The following is a 17135-nucleotide window of genomic DNA, read 5'->3' as shown; positions in this document are numbered from 1 at the left end:
GGTTGAAAGTTGGTTGGGTAAGTTCGCCCAGCTAACTAGTTTTAAAAAGTATGGCTAATTCGGGAAAGATCGATCGACAAAGAGAACATCAAGCCAACGAAAGAACTTTTTTAGCTTGGCTGAGAACAGCTATTGCCTTAATTGGTTTTGGTTTTGCCATTTCCCGTTTTGGCTTATTTCTCCGACAACTAGAAGTTTCATTTACAGGACAAAATACCGTTCCAGATACCTTTCTTAGTTCCCAAAATTTAGGAATTAGTTTAGTAATTTTAGGAGTGATTGTTATTAGTTTATCTGTATGGCGATATAACAAAGTTTTCCGGCAAATTGAAGAAGCAGATTATCAGGCTAGCCGTTTAATGGTGTGGATAACTGCTGCAATAGTGATGATTTTAGGATTACTAAGTATTCCTTTTTTGTTGCTACGACATACCCCAGTTCCCACTAAGTTAAATCCGCCAAATAGTAAAACAAACTCTTTTAATTTAGGGAAGAGAACTTTGAAAAAAGTGATACCCTTAAGTACAGCGATTTTCAACTCTGTGAAGTACAGAAGTCTTGTTTTTGAAAAGCCAAGAATGCGAAGAAAAAATTAATTATTTTTGTCGGATTGGAATTTCAATAATAAACTCTGTACCTTGACTTAATTGGGAGTTACATTCCAAGTTACCATTGTGTTTTTCGACAATAATTGAATGAGAAATACTTAATCCTAAACCTGTACCTTTACCTACAGCTTTGGTAGTGAAAAATGGGTCGAATATTTTACTTTTAACCTCTTGAGGCATTCCTGCACCATTGTCAGCTATTTTAATCATAACTAACTGATTTTTAGCTTGAGTATTAATCGTAATATTGCGGGGTTCTGGTTGAGTTTCTAAAGCATCTATGGCGTTAGCTAAAATGTTCATAAATACTTGATTTAGTTGTCCTGGGTAACATTCTACTAATGGTAATTTCTGATATTCTTTAACTACGGAAATGCCAGAAAAGTGAGGTTTGGGTTTTAGTCGATGTTCCAAAATCATGATTGTGCTATCTATTCCTTCGTGAATATCGACTACTTTCATGTCGGCTTCATCTAAGCGGGAGAAAACGCGCAAACTCTGCACAATATCTCTAATTCGGGTTGCGCCTACTCTCATAGAGGTTAACACTTTGGGTAAGTCTTCGATCAAGAATTCTAAATCAATTGCTTCTGCTTCTATTTGGATTTGTTGTGCAGGATAGGGGTAATGTATTTGATACAGTTCCAGTAGTTTAAGTAAGTCTCGAATATATTCAGTAGCGGGTTGAATATTGCCATAAATGAAGCTGATTGGGTTATTAATTTCATGGGCGACACCTGCTACCATTTGCCCTAAAGAGGACATTTTTTCGCTTTGAATTAATTGAGTTTGTGTTTGTTGTAATTCCTGCAATGTGATTTCTAATTGTTGGGTACGTTCTTGGCTTTGGGAGTATAGTTCAGCTTGGTTAAGGGCGATCGCTAATTGCACTCCCACAGCTTCAATTAATTCTACTTCGCTGTCAGTAAATGGGCGTTTGCTGTTAGTATGTCCTAAGCTAAAAGCCCCGAATTTCCCAGATTGGGTTTGAATAGGTAAAATTAAAATTGAGGAATAACGTAACTCTAAAAGAAATTCCCGTAAAATCGGATCTGAGTAAGTTTTAACTTCATTAACTTGAAAGGTTTCCTGATTCAGAATTTTATCTTTTAAAGGGCCAAGTACGGTTGCTTTGTATAATCCTAATATACTAGGTAAAAGTTCGTTTTTTGCTTCTTTTATACATTCCCAAGTTTGGGGATTACTATCGTAATGATACCAACCAAAGGCGGCGCGATCGATCTGCAATAAGTTACGCAATTCATGTACTGTAGTTCCTAAAATGCAGTCAATATCTAAGGAATTACGAATTTGGTTAGCAATGTGATTAACTAATGCTTCTTGTTGGGCTAATTTGCGGAATTGGGCTTCCGATTTTTGCAAAGCTATTTCTGCTTCTTTGCGATCGGTAATCAGTTCGGAAAATATGATAATTCCGCCAATTTCGTTATCATCATTATGCCAAGGATGAATTTGCCAATATATCCAATCTATTGTGCCATCAATATGAATAATTTGATCTTCTTCGCATTTTTCTACTGCGCCCTTTAAACAGCGATGATGAATTTCTCGCCAACGATCGGGAATATTAGGAAAGACTTCATAGTGAGATTTACCGATAATATCTTGATTTTCCAGATGATAATCAATTAACCAGCTGCGACTAGTCATTAAATAGTTCATATTTTGATCAAACATGGCGATCGCAGCTGGTGTATGTTCCACAAATAATCGCACTAATTTTTCGCTTTCCCGCAAAGCTTCTTCAGCTTTTTTCCGTTCAGTAATATAAGTAGAAGTGGCAATAATACGGTAAATTTTCCCTGCTGGATCTTTCAAGGGATTTAAAGTTGCCATTAACCAAGCTTCTTCATTATCAACTATCGTATGACTTTCATAAGAAATAGAAGCTTTAGCCGCTAAACATTGGTTAAATCCCTGGCGAAATTCCCTAGATAAATGTGGTGGAAAAAGTTCTTCGGGGGTTTTGCCAAAACTAGTTTGAGAACTAATTCCAGTAATTTTTTCTGTGGCTGGATTCCAACCAGCATAAGTAATTTCGCCATCTTCTTTAACATCAACTACACATATAATGTAGTTAACGCCATCATAAATGCTGGCTAAAAATTGTTCTCTTTCTCGTAAAGCGATTTCTACTTGTTTGCGATCGCTAATGTCGCGCCCTTCCGCAATTAATAAGATGATCTCTCCCGTGCGATCGCGGAGTGGTTTGAGAGAAAAATCAACAGTTACTAATTGATTATTTGCGTCCCAAACATCTACTTCATAACGAACTAATTCCCCTTGCGATGCTTGATTAATAGCAGTTTTCAACTGTTGTTGTGCGGGAGACAAATTTTCATAGTTAGTCAGAGATAAGCGAGTAATTAATCTATCTTCATCTACCCACCATTTAGTTTGCCAAAAAGGTTTGTTAATCACATCATTTAAGGCAAGTTCCCCAAAATCTAATGCAGCTTGATTGACTTCAATTAAAGTACCATTTGGTTTTAATAAAGCAACGAATTGGAATGATTGATCGAAGATAGCCCGAAACTTAATTTCATTTTCTTGTAGGGCTTTTTGTACTTGTTTTCTTTGGCTATCGACTCTGCTTAAAAATCTAGCAGTACACCAAACTACCCAATTAAAAAAGATAATATTTAAGACACTCAATAAAGTGATCGCAATTTCTGGGGAATAGGTATTAGTGCGATAACCTATTAAAATTAGCCAGCCGACAATTAATGGGATGGCGATCGCAATAGGCGACATCCGTCTTGCCATAATTCCCCCAGCATTTTCACTAGTTAACGTTCGCATCCAACCTTGTTGGGGAGAAGCAAACAAAATCCCCAAAGACAATAAGATAATTGCCATACTTGTCGGCAAGAACATTGTAGTATAAGACCCAAATCCGTAAAAATTTTTGATTTGATAAACATCCCCCAAAAAGCCAATTAAAGCGAGGAGAAATGCCAGTACGCTAAAAAATTGAGCCGCACTATAAAAGTTTTTTACTAACAAAAATAAGGCTAGACTCAGAGAAATAACTGCAATTCCTGTATTAGTTGCCAAATCCCCCGGCATTTTCCCAAAATTCACTTGGATAAATAAGGGGAATGTTTCTAACATTTCTAAAAAAATTAGCAATAATAAACAGACAAGATTAAAAATTGCTAATCTACCTTTAATATTCTTCTGATGCCATAACCATAATGTTAACCCAGGAATAATTAAGCCTAGTCCTGGAATAATCATCCAACTTACACAAAGATAACAACCTATAACAATGCTGATTACACAGGTCAATTTAGACAAGCCTTTCAGTAATTTAATAAATTTGGGAATTTTTCCGATATCTTTTTGTGCGACTGAGTATTTCATTTTTTACTCTGACTATTGGCTGATAATGGGCAAAGTAGTTTCTAGATAAAATCGCCTATTTAGTTGTTTTACTCCCATCTAAAGTGATTTTATTAGTTTCTTAAAGTTATTGATACCCGATTAACTACGGAAAATTAAGGGTTTGTAATGAAAAAAAATAAATCGCAAATTAGTTAAAAATACATAACAATAAACCCCGCCTAAACAGACGGGGTAGCGGCGAGAGATCGATGAAATACTAGAAAGTGGAGAGAACTTCCTTTGCAGCTGCTAAAGTGCGATCGATATCTTCTTCTGTATGAGCAAAAGAAGTAAATCCCGCCTCAAATTGCGAAGGTGCCAAATAAACCCCGCGTTCTAACATTCCCCGATGGAAACGACCAAATTTAGCCGTATCAGAGTTTTTCGCATCCTCATAATTATGAACTGGCCCAGCAGTAAAAAATAAACCAAACATGGCACTAATTTGACCACCGCAAACCGCATGACCAGCTTCTTTCGCAATCTGCAACAAGCCATCACTAAGTTTTTTGGTAATCCGATCCAAATACTCGTAAGTGCCGGGTTTTTGCAATAATTCCAAAGTCTTAATCCCTGCCGTCATTGCCAAGGGATTGCCGGATAAAGTTCCCGCTTGGTACATTGGGCCAGCGGGTGCCACCATAGACATGATATCCTGTCTACCACCGTAAGCACCCACTGGTAAACCACCACCAATTATTTTACCTAAAGTTGTTAAATCGGGGGTAATACCAAATTTTTCTTGTGCGCCACCGTAAGCAATGCGGAACCCAGTCATTACTTCGTCAAAAACTAGCAATGCACCATTTTCCTGCGTAATTACCCGTAGTCCTTCTAAAAATCCGGCATCTGGAGGAATAAAGCCCGCATTACCCACTACTGGTTCCAGAATAACACCCGAAATTTCACCAGGGTTTTCGGCAAACAAAGCTTTTACAGCTTCCAAATCGTTGTAAGGTGCGGTGAGAGTGCTACTGGTTGCAGATTTGGGAACGCCAGGGGAGTCGGGTAAACCAAGGGTAGCAACCCCGGAGCCCGCCTTCACCAAAAACATATCGGCGTGTCCGTGATAGCAACCTTCAAATTTAATTACTTTCTCGCGTCCGGTAAAAGCACGCATCAAACGCAATACTGCCATGCAAGCTTCCGTTCCCGAATTGACAAACCGCACCATTTCAATGCTAGGAACGGCATCAATTACCATTTCCGCTAGGACGTTTTCCAATACTGAAGGTGCGCCGAAGCTAGTTCCTTTTTCTAAAGCTTCGTGCAGTGCTTTAATTACTTCGGGATGGGCGTGACCGCAAATTGCTGGGCCCCAAGTTCCTACATAGTCAATGTACTGATTCCCATCAACATCCCAGATGTAAGCGCCTTTAACATGGTCAAAGACGATGGGTTGTCCTCCCACTGATTTGAATGCACGTACAGGAGAACTCACGCCTCCTGGCATGATTTTCTGTGCTGCTGAGAAAATTTCTTCTGATTTGGTGGTTTTAAAAGAGGTGGTCACCAAAGCTGTCTCCTTAACTGTAAGTCTTTGCCTGTCGTGGCTTTAAAGTCTGCCTTTAGATAGATGCAACCAATGATCGACAATGTTAGTCTCGCGATACCCCCATCTACCCGTAAATACACAGATGTTATATAAAAGCAATCAAGATTTACCAGCAGATGTGCGCGATCGCCTTTCGGAAGCTGCACAAGAATTATACCGAGCAGCGTTCAATTGTGCTATTCATTGGTACGGTGAAGAGTCAAAAGCTCATCAGGTTGCTTGGTGTGCTGTAAGAACTCAAGCCGCAAATATCTATAATACCCCCGATTTAGGGTCAAATCCTTTACTAGTTTAAAGGCTCCAGGCAGAAGGCTTTTATGTAAAAATTGTCCTTGTCCCCAGTCCCTAGTCCCCAGTCCCCAATCCCCAGTCCCAAAAAATAAAATTTGGGAGTCAAAACCAGTTACAATAAGCAATCTATTCTGCTTTTGTTTTTGTGACCAAAGTTTATGGCTGCTGATTTAACGACTCTTAACCAGTCTATCCCGATCGAGCAAATTCGGTATGACGAACGGGGATTAGTTCCGGCTATTGTGCAAGATTATCTTGATGGTACTGTCTTGATGATGGCTTGGATGAATCGGGAATCTTTAGCCAAAACATTGGAAACTGGAAGAACTTGGTTTTGGAGTCGTTCTCGATCGGAATTATGGCCTAAAGGAGAAACTTCTGGTCATGTCCAAAATGTGAAAAGTATGCGTTACGATTGCGACAGCGACGCATTACTAATTACTGTGGAACAGATTGGCGATATTGCTTGTCATACTGGGGAACGTAGTTGTTTTCATCAAGTGAACGGCTCGAAGATTGCGCCACCTGCTGATACTTTATCACAGGTGTTTGAGGTGATTTGCGATCGCAGAGATCGTCCCAATGAAGAATCTTATACTTGCAAATTATTGGCGGGTGGAGATAATAAGATTTTAAAGAAAATTGGCGAAGAATCCGCTGAAGTAGTGATGGCTTTTAAGGATGATGATAAAGCAGGAATTGCTGGAGAAGTTGCCGATTTATTTTATCATACTTTGGTTGCTTTAGCTCATCATAATGTTGATATTAAAGCAGTTTATCGAAAGTTGCAGGAACGGCGGAGATAGAAATTTTAGATAATCCTGAAACGGTTAGCGGCGATCGAGTATTGCCGGGATTTATTTTAAAAAAGTTTTAGATAATCCCGCAACTATTGGGTTTGTTTTAAATGTAAGTAAAGTTTGGTAAAATGAGAGGAAATAAACTATGTTTTCCGAACAGATAGTATTGAGGATGCCGCCACAATTGCAAATGACGGATGAGCAATTTTTTGAATTTTGCCAAGTGAATCAAGACTTACAAATTGAGCAGAATAAGTTGGGAGAATTGTTAATAATGCCGCCGACTGGTTCAGATTCAGGAAATCGAGAAGCTAGAATAATTCAGCAATTGATGAATTGGGCAGATGAAGATGGTACAGGAATTGCGTTTTCTTCCAGTGCGGGATTTACATTATCGACGGGTGCGAAACGATCGCCCGACGCATCTTGGATAAAATTAGAAAGGTGGAATAGTTTAACCTCAGAACAGCAACAAAAGTTCGCGCCAATTTGTCCCGATTTCGTAGTAGAATTAAGGTCGCCTTCAGATAATCTGAAACCTTTACAAGAAAAGATGGAAGAATATATGAAGGAACCGGGAATACAATTAGGTTGGTTAATTGATAGAAAGAATCGCCGAGTTTATATTTATCTTCCAAATCAAGAAATAGAAATTTTAGATAATCCTGAAACAGTTAGCGGCGATCGAGTATTGCCGGGATTTGTGCTTAATATGAATAAAGTTTGGTAGAAGAAGCGATTTCGCTACTATTAAATCTGCTAAGATATTCAACAAAAATTATGAATGTCGAAGAATTAATCAACCGCTATACTGCTGGAGAAAGGAATTTTGCCGGAAGTGAACTAAAACCTGTAAGAGATTGGTCTAAGGTTTTAGAATACCTCGAATCCACCAACCCTAACTTCAAAGGATTTGACTTGAGAGGGATTAATCTTAGAGGGGCTGACCTATATTTAGCTTACTTGCCTGGTGCAAATCTCAGCGGGGCAGACTTAACAGGTGCCAATCTCAACCAAGCTAATTTAATCGGGGTTAACTTGACTGAAACAATTCTAACTGGTGCTAACTTAAGAGATACAATGCTGGGAGGCTCTAACCTAACCAAAACTTATTTAGAAAGTGCTAATTTGACTCGTACCAGTCTTAGAGGTGCTGACTTATTTCAAGCTAATTTAAGTTCATCTATTTTAATTGAAACTAACTTTGGTAGTGTTAAGAATTGGAATATGGTTATTTTCGATCGCACTTTTTTTTGGCAAGTCATCCTACCTGACGGAACTGTAGAGGTTGGCCCTACATACAAAAGTTATTGGGAAAAGTAAATCCTGGTATCCTTATATTTTATTCTTATTGTTTTGCTTGTATTACTGCTCCTGCTAAACTGACAATATTTGTTACCTAGCGATCGATCTAATCATAAATTTAAAAATGGACATCAAAAACGGCTTTGTAGGCACGATTGGCAACACGCCCCTAATTAGATTAAACAGCTTCAGCGAAGAAACAGGTTGCGAAATCCTGGGAAAAGCCGAATTTCTCAATCCAGGCGGTTCCGTGAAAGACCGCGCCGCACTTTATATTATTAAAGAAGCAGAAGAGAAAGGCTTACTTAAACCGGGGGGTACAGTAGTTGAAGGAACAGCGGGAAACACAGGGATTGGACTAGCGCATATTTGCAACGCCAAAGGTTACAAATGCCTGATTATTATCCCAGACACCCAATCTCAGGAAAAAATGGACGCATTGCGGACATTAGGTGCAGAAGTTCGTCCCGTTCCTGCCGTACCTTACAAAGATCCAAACAATTATGTTAGACTTTCCGGCAGAATTGCCTCGGAAATGGAAAACGCAATTTGGGCGAATCAGTTTGATAATCTAGCGAATAGACTTGCCCATTACGAGACTACCGGAAAAGAAATTTGGGAACAAACAGACGGAAAAATTGATGCTTTCACTTGCGCCACAGGAACAGGTGGAACTTATGCGGGAGTATCGATGTTTCTCAAAGATCAAAATCCCGATGTTAAAACTATTTTGGCAGATCCAATGGGAAGCGGATTATATAGTTATGCCAAAACCGGAGAAATTAAAAGCGAAGGAAACTCTATCACAGAGGGAATTGGTAATAGTCGGGTGACTGCTAATATGGAAGGCGTACCCATTGATGATGCCATTCAAATTGATGACCAAGAAGCGATTCGAGTAATTTATCAATTATTACGAAAAGATGGCTTATTTATGGGAGGTTCTGTAGGCATTAACGTTGGCGCAGCTGTCGCCATTGCCAAAAAATTAGGCCCCGGACATACAATAGTAACAATTCTCTGCGATGGTGGTGCTCGTTATCAATCCCGATTGTATAATCGAGAATGGTTAGCCTCAAAAGGACTATCACCAGACTAGTCATTAGTCATTTCCCAGCGACAAAAATTCCTCTAAATATCTGCGTTTATCTGCGTTTATCTGCATTTATCTGCGTTTAAAAAACAGATTTTCGCACCTCACAAAAAACTCTCATGAACATCTGTGTTTATCTGTGTTCATCTGTGGACATCTGTGGTTAAAAAACCAAGATTTTGCAACTCACCAAAAACCTCGATAAACATCTGCGGTTAAAAAATGAAAATTAACGCATTAGCATCTTACCAAACAGGCGAACCTGTCAAAGATTACAGCTTCGACCCTGGAGAATTGCAAGACTACGACTGTTTAATTAAAGTATTAGCTTGCGGCATTTGTCACTCAGACATTCATGTAATAGATAACGATTGGGGAAACTCGCGTTATCCGCTAGTTCCGGGACATGAAGTAATTGGGGAAGTGGTAGAGTTAGGTTCGCAAGTGAGACATTTGAAAATTGGCGATCGCATTGGTGTAGGATGGCAAATGTCATCCTGCTTGCAATGTCCCGATTGTCTCAAAGGAAACGAAAACCTTTGCGACGAAAACCAAGGTTTAATTATCAGTGGATATGGTGGTTTTGCAGATTATCTTCAAGTAGACTCGCGCTTTGCTTTCCATATTCCTCAAGGCATAGAAACGGAAGCAGCAGGACCATTACTCTGTGGAGGGATTACAGTCTACTCAGGCTTGCGTTATGCTGGGATGAGTTCCGGTCAAGAAATTGGTGTAATTGGCATTGGCGGACTGGGACATTTAGCGGTGCAATTTGCTAGTAAGTTAGGCAATAGTGTCACCGTTTTCACTACTTCTCAAGATAAAGCAGAATTCGCCCATCAACTAGGCGCTAATCATGTGGTTGTTGTTCCTCCCGGAGAATCGCCACCACTACCAACTCGCCTACTTGACATTATTATTAGTACAGTTCCCGCATCTCTGGATTGGGCAGCTTACATCGAATATCTTAATTCTGATGGAACTTTAACTTTGGTTGGGGTTCCTGACGCACCTTTGACGCTACCACTGTTCTCTTTACTTAGTAAGCGTCGTCGAGTGATGTCTTCTCCGATTGGCGGAAGAGCAATGATGGTGGAAATGCTTTCAGTTGCCGATCGCTTTGGAATCAAGCCTATCATTGAAACCTTCCCAATGCAACAAGCAAACGAAGCAATGCAGAAAGTTCGCGAGAACAAAGTTCGCTATCGCGCCGTCCTCAAAGTTAGCTAAATTGAGTCAAAATCTAAGTAGGTTGGGTTTTTTATCACTCAACCTACTTCAGAGAAAATGTCTACAAAAACAGTTTTAATTTGTCAAAGTAAAGCTTGTCGAAAACTTGGTGCTGCGAAAGTTTTAGCAGCTTTTTTAGCGTATCCTGTACCCGGCGTTACTATTATTGCGAGTCCCTGTTTAGGACAATGTGGTAATGGCCCGATGGTATTGATAGAACCCGATCGTTTTTGGTACGATCGCGTAAACCCAGATGAAGTACCAGCAGTCATAGAACGACATTTAAAAAATGATAAACCAGTCCTAACAATGCTTTATGCTAAATTCCATCCCAAATTAAAGTAATCCTCCTTCTCTTCCCTCTGCGTCCTCTGCGTCTGGAGCGGTTCAATAATAACCTTAATCTTTAAAAAACTTATGATTGTAGCAACTTCCGTACCCGCCGAACAAAGGGTAATCTTAAAAAATGTCAGTTGGCAAACTTTTGAGAGATTGTTAGTAGATTTAGGAGAAGACAGAGCAACTCGCCTAGCTTATTATGAAGGATTTTTGGAAATTATGACACCTTTGGGAGAGCATGAAAATAACAACCGATTTATTGATGATTTGGTGCGTGCGATCGCAGATGAGTTAAACTTAAACTTAAAGAAATTTGGCTCTTTAACTTTAAAGCGAGAAAGTTTACAACAAGGCGCAGAACCAGACTCCTGTTATTATATCCAAAATGAGCCTTTAGTTAGGCATAAGCAAAATATTAATCTTGAAATTGACCCTCCTCCAGATTTAGTAGTTGAAATTGATATTACCAGCAGTTCTTTAGACAAACGTCCGATTTATGCTGCACTGGGAGTTCCCGAATTTTGGCGTTATGATGGGCAGAAATTAGAAATTTATCTGTTACAAGAACCAATTTTGATTTATAATCAAGTATCGCAAAGTCGGACTTTTCCTTGGTTAGCTTTGGATGCTATTCCTCGCTTCATTCGCCAAAGTTTAATAGATGGGGAAACTGCTACTTTAAAAGCTTTTCGCGCTTGGGTAAGAGAACAGCAATAAGTTTTTTTTGAACCGCATTAGGCGTAGCCTTCCCGCAGGGTAGGACGCAAAGAACGCGAAGGGAAGAAATGGAGAAGTATTCATCTGCGTTAAAAAAGAAAGAATTCGCATTTTTTCCAAAAGTCTATTGAGAAGAATCACGAGTCAAAAACGGAACTTCGACAACTTCGCCTTCCACTTCTCCAACTCGCACTTTTAAACCTTCTCCACCAGCTTTTGTTCGCACATAACCTAAACCAAAATAACCATTTTCAGTTGCAGTAAAACTCGTAAGTTTTCCTACCTTTTCATCACCCAAACTAATCACACTTCCCACTTCTACAGGCGCAGCTAAACGGATTCCCCAAAGTTGCTGTTTCACACCTTTATAAGTGTTTAACCTAGCAATAGTTTCCTGACCAATATAACATCCCTTAGTGAAAGAGATTGTTTGCCACAACCCCGCCTCTAAAGGATTATAATCATCGGTTAATTCTTGGTCTGGAGTTGGTCTTCCTTGAGTAATTCTTAACTGTTCCCAACCTTGTTCGCCTAAAGGAACTACACCTAATTCTAGTAACTTCTTCCATAACTTTGCTGCATATTCAGCAGCCACAATTAAAGTATATCCGGGAATGGCTAAACCACTACCGACAGCCACGCGAAATTCAATATCTTCTAACTTAAATAATTGGTGATTACCATAAGCTTGATTAATAATCTCTTCCGCACCCAATTTTTTAACAATTTGCTCGCTTTCCGAGCCAATTAAACTAAAAATAGCAGTATCATTAGTAATATCTTTCAGTTTCACCTTATCAGCAAAAAAGATATATTTATCCAACCATTGCAGCAAATATTCCCGACGATTGGGCGAAACTAAAAGTAATACTGCATCTTCTAAAATATATGCAGTTACTAAATCAATAGTTCTAGCTGTTGAAGAAACAAAAACTGTATCGCAACCTGCGCCCGGTTTCAGAGATAAAAAATCATTGGTACTTTGATTGTGTAAAAAGCGCAATCTATCATCATCGCTAACTAAAATTATACCCCAATGAGATCGATCGCACAAAGCCACCCCTTCCCTAGCCGCCTGCAAAGCATCCCACTCATTCCCAAAACTAACCGCTACTCCCTCTTGAATAATCGCCCCAGCTGCTACTTGAATATCTTGTAAATCTTGCATCATCCTTGCTTACCTCCAAGTTTAAAAGTCTACTAACTAGCGGGCAAATTTGTAAATATCTCCTCAATTATCCGTTGCGTTTTCGCCTCCAACTTTTCCCAATCTACATCCCCAGTTTCATCAATTAAACTAGTATCAATCTGAACATCTTGGCTTTCCAGTTCAGAATGAGTAGGCTGGTACTCCAAAAAACAAACCTGAAAGCAAAGATCCCATAAACTTATAGTAAATTCTTGATCCTTGTGTTGCAAACGCAGTAGATAGCCCGGAAAAGGACTTTGCACTTCCTCATAAGTACCCTTCCAAGCAGACTGTTCCAACTGTTTACGAAGATTATCAACAATGCGAAGATAGGCGGGCTGCATCAACAACTCAGCTTGCTGCCATGCCACCATATCTGTAATTTTCGGCTTCATTGGCATCGATTTGGATGGGAATAGTTTCTAGACTATCACTCTCCAGAGGAGCATTGTAACCTATTACAAGATATAAGTGCGATCGCGTCCCTGTTCCTTCGCCCGATACAACGCCCTATCAGCCATCGCAATCAACTCTTCCGGCGAAGACTCCCGATGCGGAACAATACTGGACACGCCTAAACTGAGAGTAATAAATTGGCTGATTGGTGATTTACAATGAGCAATTTGTAAATCTTTAACCTTAGTCCGAATCTTCTCTGCAATATCAAACGCCATTTCTGCACTTGTATTTGGCAAAATCACCGCAAACTCTTCCCCACCATAACGCGCCACCAAATCAGCAGGACGATTCACCGTTTCTCGAATCGCTTTTGCCACCTCCTGCAAACAAAAATCCCCCGACAAATGACCATAATTATCATTATACGGCTTAAAGTAATCCACATCACACATAATCAAAGACAAACAATTTGAATTACCTTTAAACCGGAACCCTTGACTTTCTTCAATTAATAAATGTTGCCATTCCTGGCTAAGATACATATTAAACCAATATCGATTCGCTAACTGAGTTAAACCATCTAAAGTTGCCAAGCGATGCAACTCTTCATTAACAGTTTTTAATTTCTCATGAAGTTGCGCTTGTTGAATAGTAATTCCTATCTGTCTCGTCAATTGTTTAAGTAACTCCACCTGTAATTCCTGTCCCTCAAGTTTTGGCGAAAGATTTTCGACAATTAACAATCCCCAGATACTTCCTCCCTGTCGAATCGGAAGAATCAAATTAAGCTGATTTTCTTCCCGATGCGGTGGTTGATTTTGATACTCATTAATAACAGTATAATATCGAGCTTTTACTTTTGAGTAATCTTTCGCATCCCAACTATAAATCTCCTTTAAACTTGTTGAATCAAAACTTATTGTCTGGTTAGAATATTGCTCAAATTGATAAACAGACACTCGTTCATTTTGCAAAATCACCCGGAGTTCATTGATAGTATGGCTGAGGATTTCCTCTAACTTAGCAGACTGACAAATTCGCTCTTGCATCAACCCAATTAAATTCTGAATAGCCATTTGATTTTGAATGCGTCGAGCCTGTTCGCTAACTTGTTGTTGCAACCGACAAATAGTTATATTATTTTTAACTCGGACTAAAACTTCTTCCTTCTGAATAGGTTTATTGATATAATCAACAGCACCAATTGCCAAACATTTAATTTTCTCCTCTTGGTGGGCAGAGTCAGAAAGCAAAACCACAGGAATATCTTTAGTGATATTATTTTCCTTCAATAATTGACAAACTCTTACACCATTAAATTCTGATTCTGTAATATCTAAAATCATCAACTTTGGTCGAGCATATTCAGCCTGATAAATCGCTGAATCAACATTTTTAGCTACTACTACATTAAATCGTGATTCCGTTAATAATTTCGTCAACAATTCAAAATTATTAGCACTATTGCTTATAATAAAAATTAGCCCAGCTTTAGAGGGTGGGTTAATTTGAGTAGTAAATCTGGGTTGAGACATGGAGAATTTACTGACCATTAAAGTATCTGTTAGTACAAACTGAGGACGCTTAACAGTATTCCTTTTTTAGCCAGCAGTTAAAGTGACTAGCCAAGTTCAATTCCTGTGACAATTAGGTATAAATAAGGTGCGATAAACCTTAGTTTTCTTGTGAGTGAATCGCCTTTTGACTCGTGATAGAAGTCACAAGTTTCCGTTTTAGTACCTAACCCATCCCACAAATTAAACCTGCGGTTCTCTCTTCATTCCCCAAACACACAGGTCATTTCCAGGCAAATCAAAACTCTTAATCACCTGAAAACCGCGATTCTGGTAAAAACTAACATTTTTTTCGCTATCAGTCTCTAAGTAACAAGGCAAATTTTCCCCATCTGCTTGTTTGAGAATTGGTTCAATCAGCTTTCCACCCACACCTTGATTTTGATAAGCAGGGTCAACACCCAGTACGTTCAAGTACCAATGAGGTTCCGACATACATTCTTGATGACATTCTTCTATTTTGTTAAATAGCGGAATTCCCCGTTTCATCCCTCCCCAACCCAGTTTAAAAGGCATAGTTAAAGCTAACTGAAAAGTTTGCCAGAAACCCATTGGATATTTTCCAGGGGGTACCCAAATTGCCACACCTTTTAAATCATCAGTTGTATAAATTGAATCAAAAGGCTGGCTGTAGCGCAATGAAACGAGAAATAGCTGCTTGATTCTACCCATTCTAGCTTCATCCTCTTTCGGGAAAATGTAACTAAAAACTGGGTCATTCTCGAACGCTTTTGCCAGTACTTCGCTTGCTGCTGGAAATTGCGGCGCTTGAAGACGAATGATTTCGTTGTCTGTCATTGGTGCATCTGCCTGTTTTACAGATAGAGTATAGCGTTTGATGATTTTGCTGCCTCTTTGGGGGTTGCTCTTTCCAACAAAATCTAAAAATCTTAGCTAAGGTTATTGGCAAACTCCAAAATAACGGTTATGCTATATCCAAGAATCTTAACCAAGGTTTTTGGGAGTTAGCCCATGTCCAAGATTATCTACGATGTCATTCAGCGTTTTGAGGTAGAAAACGGCGTTCCCCGTTTAGTCTCTACGAATATCCAAGTGATTCAAGGTGGCGAAGATTTGCTGTCTTTGGCTATCAGTATGCTGACTGAAATGGGTTTTTATGAGAAGTTTGAGGAAAAAAGGACATCTCAATATATAGGTTATCGCCTTAAAAACCCCGGAAAAGGTGATAAACGTTATCAACTTGTTTTAGCACAGCGCAAAGAAACTTTATATATTTCTATAAGCAAAGGTGTTTTAGAGCAAGAAAGCTTAAAAATAGAAGAGTGTCTGGGGCCTTCTAATTATGATTATCCTTATGGTGATACTGATTATGAATTTAATATATTAGGAATAATTTGGGTTATTCCCAGCAAAGAAGATATATTTTTGCAATCAATAAAAGACAAATACCAAACTGTTTTTCGGGGAGACACTAGAGGTGAATTCAGACTTTATTATTATGACGAGATTTCAGAGCAGATGATTTATGAAAAACCAGAAAATTTTAACATAGAAGACTTCGCCGATAGAGAAACCTATTTAATATTAACAGAAGATAAGCTTTTCCCCTACGCATGGCAGGTGTCTATTAGTTCAAAAGAAGTTCTACGAGAATTTATTACTAACTTTACAAAAATTATTATGAAACCGAAGTAATATCTATCAAAACCAAAACATTACTTGCTCTAAAAATAAAATCTATAAATGTCTAAACCAAATGCCTAAACCAGTTGACTGGACAGTTGGTATCTCAGCCAGCATACTAATAGCTAATGCAACCCAAGTTAGCGGCAAATTTCTCTTAGATGGTGCAAATCCCAGAGAAGTTCGCTATCGCATGGATGGAAATAATATAACTAGCTACATTGTCTACGATGATAATGGACGAGCAATTAAACGAGTGGATTTGACGGGAAAAGCTCATGCAGGTATTTCTACACCTCACGTTGTTGAGTATAAACATAACAAAAATCCAATTGGAGATATTTTTATACAAGCTGAAAAATTAGTTCGACCAGCAACAGCAACAGAAATAGCCTAAACTAGGCGTTGCATGATTGTGTAGAGATTATGTAATGATAGACTAAAGTAGAATCTAAGTCGATCTAATCAATCATTCTCTGGTTGTGTAACGCTGTAAAGCTGATGGCTATAAAACAAATATCATTAAATCCAGAACAGTTAATTGATTTCCAGCAATGGAAACAAGTGAACGACGAAGAGTTCTCACTTTGGGATTATCTATTTGGTGTCGCTAATGCGGAAATAGCGATCGCATTCACCAAACTATTTTTACCTGATATTATAGAACATGAAGGCGGAATATTTTTAGCTGAAACTTTTAATCAAGAAACCTACGAACAGTGGAAAGCTAAACTTGGCAAAGACATGACAGCAATTGAAAAAGTGATGAATCATCTGCATATTGATGATTTGCTACCAGGTACAGAGAAAGTTGGGATCGATAACTTATATTATTTAGGAAATGCACTCTCTCAAATGTGGACGAGTCGCCTAAAATCACTTTATCCCGATCGCAATTTTCAAGTTACTTGCGATCGAGATGAATATACTGTTGTGGTAGCATTCTGCCAGATACTATAACAATTCAACAGCAATTACCATTC

The 17135-nt window shown here is 38.8% G+C and carries 18 protein-coding genes; 12 read left to right on the top strand and 6 right to left on the bottom strand.

Going from position 1 to position 17135, the window contains the following annotated elements:
• Window positions 1-50: 50 nt before the first annotated feature.
• Window positions 51-596: a YidH family protein gene (locus ACE1B6_RS22540; RefSeq protein WP_413259519.1), complete on the top strand. Its 546-nt coding sequence runs from the start codon at window positions 51-53 to the stop codon at window positions 594-596.
• Here ACE1B6_RS22540 and ACE1B6_RS22535 read toward each other — a convergent pair whose 3' ends face one another.
• On the bottom strand, window positions 597-3995 hold the full coding sequence (locus ACE1B6_RS22535) for a PAS domain S-box protein (protein WP_413259518.1): 3399 nt from the start codon (window positions 3993-3995) through the stop codon (window positions 597-599).
• A gap of 238 nt (window positions 3996-4233) precedes the next feature.
• Window positions 4234-5532 (bottom strand): glutamate-1-semialdehyde 2,1-aminomutase, encoded by a 1299-nt coding sequence (gene hemL, locus ACE1B6_RS22530; protein ID WP_413259517.1) that lies wholly within the window; start codon window positions 5530-5532, stop codon window positions 4234-4236.
• A gap of 121 nt (window positions 5533-5653) precedes the next feature.
• On the opposite strand from hemL, the gene ACE1B6_RS22525 reads away from it, so the two are divergent.
• The 8 genes from ACE1B6_RS22525 to ACE1B6_RS22490 all read left to right on the top strand — a co-directional run bounded on the left by ACE1B6_RS22525 (window position 5654) and on the right by ACE1B6_RS22490 (window position 11346).
• Complete coding sequence (locus ACE1B6_RS22525) at window positions 5654-5866, top strand: ChaB family protein (RefSeq protein WP_413259516.1); 213 nt, start codon at window positions 5654-5656, stop codon at window positions 5864-5866.
• 154 nt (window positions 5867-6020) lie between these two features.
• The gene (hisIE, locus tag ACE1B6_RS22520) at window positions 6021-6668 is read left to right on the top strand and encodes a bifunctional phosphoribosyl-AMP cyclohydrolase/phosphoribosyl-ATP diphosphatase HisIE (protein WP_413259515.1); all 648 of its coding nucleotides are present in this window, start codon (window positions 6021-6023) and stop codon (window positions 6666-6668) included.
• Window positions 6669-6807: 139 nt separating this feature from the next.
• The gene (locus tag ACE1B6_RS22515; RefSeq protein WP_413259514.1) at window positions 6808-7392 is read left to right on the top strand and encodes a Uma2 family endonuclease; all 585 of its coding nucleotides are present in this window, start codon (window positions 6808-6810) and stop codon (window positions 7390-7392) included.
• A 50-nt stretch (window positions 7393-7442) separates the two neighbouring features.
• Window positions 7443-7985 (top strand): pentapeptide repeat-containing protein, encoded by a 543-nt coding sequence (locus ACE1B6_RS22510; protein ID WP_413259513.1) that lies wholly within the window; start codon window positions 7443-7445, stop codon window positions 7983-7985.
• A gap of 106 nt (window positions 7986-8091) precedes the next feature.
• Window positions 8092-9066: a cysteine synthase A gene (locus tag ACE1B6_RS22505; protein ID WP_413259512.1), complete on the top strand. Its 975-nt coding sequence runs from the start codon at window positions 8092-8094 to the stop codon at window positions 9064-9066.
• Window positions 9067-9282: 216 nt separating this feature from the next.
• A complete protein-coding gene (locus tag ACE1B6_RS22500; protein WP_413259511.1) occupies window positions 9283-10290 on the top strand; it encodes an NAD(P)-dependent alcohol dehydrogenase in 1008 nt (335 codons plus the stop codon).
• A 57-nt stretch (window positions 10291-10347) separates the two neighbouring features.
• Window positions 10348-10635: a (2Fe-2S) ferredoxin domain-containing protein gene (locus tag ACE1B6_RS22495; RefSeq protein WP_413259510.1), complete on the top strand. Its 288-nt coding sequence runs from the start codon at window positions 10348-10350 to the stop codon at window positions 10633-10635.
• Window positions 10636-10707: 72 nt separating this feature from the next.
• Complete coding sequence (locus ACE1B6_RS22490) at window positions 10708-11346, top strand: Uma2 family endonuclease (RefSeq protein ID WP_413259509.1); 639 nt, start codon at window positions 10708-10710, stop codon at window positions 11344-11346.
• Between the two features lie 124 nt (window positions 11347-11470).
• Here the strand turns inward: ACE1B6_RS22490 and ygfZ are convergent, their stop codons facing one another.
• The 4 genes from ygfZ to ACE1B6_RS22470 all read right to left on the bottom strand — a co-directional run bounded on the left by ygfZ (window position 11471) and on the right by ACE1B6_RS22470 (window position 15306).
• Window positions 11471-12517, bottom strand: a complete 1047-nt coding sequence (gene ygfZ, locus ACE1B6_RS22485) for a CAF17-like 4Fe-4S cluster assembly/insertion protein YgfZ (protein WP_413259508.1) — start codon at window positions 12515-12517, stop codon at window positions 11471-11473.
• Window positions 12518-12546: 29 nt separating this feature from the next.
• Window positions 12547-12930 carry a hypothetical protein gene (locus ACE1B6_RS22480; RefSeq protein WP_413259529.1) on the bottom strand — a complete coding sequence of 128 codons (384 nt, stop codon included), beginning with the start codon at window positions 12928-12930 and terminating at the stop codon, window positions 12547-12549.
• A gap of 63 nt (window positions 12931-12993) precedes the next feature.
• Window positions 12994-14469 carry a diguanylate cyclase domain-containing protein gene (locus tag ACE1B6_RS22475; protein WP_413259507.1) on the bottom strand — a complete coding sequence of 492 codons (1476 nt, stop codon included), beginning with the start codon at window positions 14467-14469 and terminating at the stop codon, window positions 12994-12996.
• Between the two features lie 222 nt (window positions 14470-14691).
• Complete coding sequence (locus ACE1B6_RS22470; RefSeq protein WP_413259506.1) at window positions 14692-15306, bottom strand: GNAT family N-acetyltransferase; 615 nt, start codon at window positions 15304-15306, stop codon at window positions 14692-14694.
• 174 nt (window positions 15307-15480) lie between these two features.
• On the opposite strand from ACE1B6_RS22470, the gene ACE1B6_RS22465 reads away from it, so the two are divergent.
• The 3 genes from ACE1B6_RS22465 (at window position 15481) to ACE1B6_RS22455 (ending at window position 17112) form a co-directional block, all read left to right on the top strand.
• Window positions 15481-16164, top strand: a complete 684-nt coding sequence (locus ACE1B6_RS22465; protein ID WP_413259505.1) for a hypothetical protein — start codon at window positions 15481-15483, stop codon at window positions 16162-16164.
• A gap of 61 nt (window positions 16165-16225) precedes the next feature.
• On the top strand, window positions 16226-16549 hold the full coding sequence (locus ACE1B6_RS22460) for a polymorphic toxin type 24 domain-containing protein (RefSeq protein ID WP_413259504.1): 324 nt from the start codon (window positions 16226-16228) through the stop codon (window positions 16547-16549).
• Between the two features lie 104 nt (window positions 16550-16653).
• Entirely contained in the window at window positions 16654-17112 is a 459-nt protein-coding gene (locus ACE1B6_RS22455; RefSeq protein ID WP_413259503.1) for a hypothetical protein, read from the top strand.
• Window positions 17113-17135: the final 23 nt, after the last annotated feature.

Origin of the sequence: Floridaenema fluviatile BLCC-F154 (genome assembly GCF_041929135.1) — a bacterium.
Classification (GTDB): Bacteria; Cyanobacteriota; Cyanobacteriia; order Cyanobacteriales; family Aerosakkonemataceae; genus Floridanema; species Floridanema fluviatile.
The sequence above is the reverse complement of the archived record's forward strand: the minus strand, read 5'-3'. Positions and strand labels throughout refer to the sequence as shown.